At 64.4% G+C, this 2,168-nt stretch carries 2 protein-coding genes; both read right to left on the reverse strand.

Annotated elements, in window-relative coordinates:
* A partial coding sequence (locus Q1V87_RS12690) for a hypothetical protein (RefSeq protein ID WP_300593482.1) occupies positions 1-221 on the reverse strand: 221 nt, incomplete at its 3' end.
* A partial coding sequence (locus tag Q1V87_RS12695) for a helicase-related protein (RefSeq protein ID WP_300593485.1) occupies positions 218-2,168 on the reverse strand: 1,951 nt, incomplete at its 5' end. The genes Q1V87_RS12690 and Q1V87_RS12695, both read right to left, overlap by 4 nt.

Below are 2,168 nucleotides of genomic sequence, written 5' to 3' on the forward strand. Positions count from 1 at the left end.
CGCGCGCCATCGAGCAACTCACTCGGCGCCGCAAGGGCGACACGACCGACCAGCTCCCCTTGGGTCGCAAAGTCGAACTTCGTTGTTGATGTGAGAGTGTTCTGTGTCTGTTGATTGATCAGTGTCCGCAGTCGCTTCGCCTTACTCGCCAGCGCCGCGTTGTATTGGCTCTCGATTGCGGCTTCGTCTGCAGCCACTCCGGCGTGGCTGACATCCGTCATGAGATCACCTCCAGTGCGCAAACGGCCAGGTAGCGAAGCGATACGGCGTTCGGCTTCTTCGCTTCCAATTCCGCCATCAGCGTCTCGAACCGTTCCTGTTGTCGACGTCGTTGGCCTTCGACCATCCGCAGGACCTTATGCCCTCGGTCGCGCTCGAGCATCGTCTGCATGCGACGCTCGATGCCCTTCATACGTCGGGAGTGCTGATCAGTGAGGATTGCACGTCGCGCCTCGGTGAGTGCGCCCTCTTCGATGTCTCGGCGATCCTGGACCTCGCGGTGTCGACGTTCGAGTTCGCGCTTTGCTCGACTTGCCAGGCGAGGAAGCGCGGTGGCTTCCACAGCACTGCCCTCGCGCAAAGTTCCCTTGGCCAGGGCAGCCAGGACCGCGTCTGCTGGGCCATCGCCCTTCGACAGTCCGTTGTCGTCGACGGAGGCGCCCCATATCTCGTCACCACCCCGGCTGGCGTGTTCGGCATGCGCGAGTACGACCAGATAGCGGCCGGGGGCGACCTCTTCTGTGGCTCGGATGCGGACCGAGGCGAACCGCGCGTGCCTATGCCCCGGAACCTCAGTGGCCGCCATGACCAGCGGATGGGTGGCCGAGAGCAGGTCGATTTCGCTGGTGCGCGCAAGCTCCTGATCGAGGGACAAGTGGATCGAGACATGGTTCTGAAGGTCGGAGATCAACGTGCCCGTCTCGGCGCGTGTTCGTCGCCCGCGCTGCGTTAGGTCTACGACCCTCGCCGCCATGGCGGGGTTTCCCTGTACTTCGATGGTTCGGCCATCAGCGCTCCAGCTGACAGCGTCGCCTCCATCCGTGTGCGCCCAGTCGTCGAGCAGGTGGGCAAGCTCGACCTGCCCGAGGTATCGACCGGTGGCGATGAGCTCGTCCTCGAGCCCAGCGACCTCTACATCATTGGAGATGATCAGCCCCGCGGCTGAGTCAGCCACTTGCCGGAGGCCCTGCCGTTGAGCCTCGATCGCCGTGAGGAACTGCCTCGCCTTCTCTTCCTGCTGCGCGGGCGTGAGCCGGAAGTCCATCGCCGCACGGAGAACGTCCATGTGCTGACCGATGATCGGTTCGAGCTCTCCGATGGACTGCTCGAAGATCGCGATTCGTTGCAGCACCCGAAACATGATTCGCGAGTCGATCGCCTCGTCGTTGTAGAAGTTCCGGATGAGGATCTTCTCGGACTCTTGACCGATGCGGTCAATGCGGCCGATGCGCTGCTCGATCTCCATCGGGTTCCACGGCAGGTCGTAGTTGATGACCGCCGAACAGAACTCGAAGTCAAGACCCTCGGAAGCAACGCGGTTCGCGAAGAGGAAATCGTACTGGCCGGCACGGAAGTCCTTCATGATCTTTCGGCGCTGCTCGTGCTTGACGTCGCCGCTCAGCACAGCGATGCGGAAGTCCGCCTTGTACGCCGTCTGAAGATACTTCAGCGTGGCTTTCGACCAGGTGAAGAGCAGCGCTTGGCGCCCGAGGCCGTGAAGCTCGCGCAACACCTCACCCAGCGCGTCCAGCTTGGTGTCCGGTGTGGTGAGCACCGTACGGGCTGCCGCCACGAGCTCGGGGTGCGGTTCGACCCAGTTCGCGCCGCGGCCGTCCGATGCGTCCCCGACCCAGACCTCCGGATCCGATTTGAGGACCTCCTTGGCCGCGAGGTGGATGCTCGTGCTCGCCAGACGTATCGGCATCTGCATCGAGAAGTAGAGGGGCGTGTTCGCGAGGTCGACCGTGAGCTGGGCCGCCAGGACCTTCAGGCCGTCCAGCACGGTGATCTGCCCGGCCTGCGAGAGCACCAGCAGGCCGTCGATGTGCGGCGACCCGGCGAAGCCCACCACGAGGTCGGCCACGCCGTCGCCGCTCCAGTCGTCGACCGCGACGGCGGAGACGCCGACGGCCCCGCCGCCCGTGATCGGGCCGGCCACGTGGATGCCC

It is taken from the genome of Microbacterium sp. (genome assembly GCF_030149085.1).
Classification (GTDB): Bacteria; Actinomycetota; Actinomycetes; order Actinomycetales; family Microbacteriaceae; genus Microbacterium.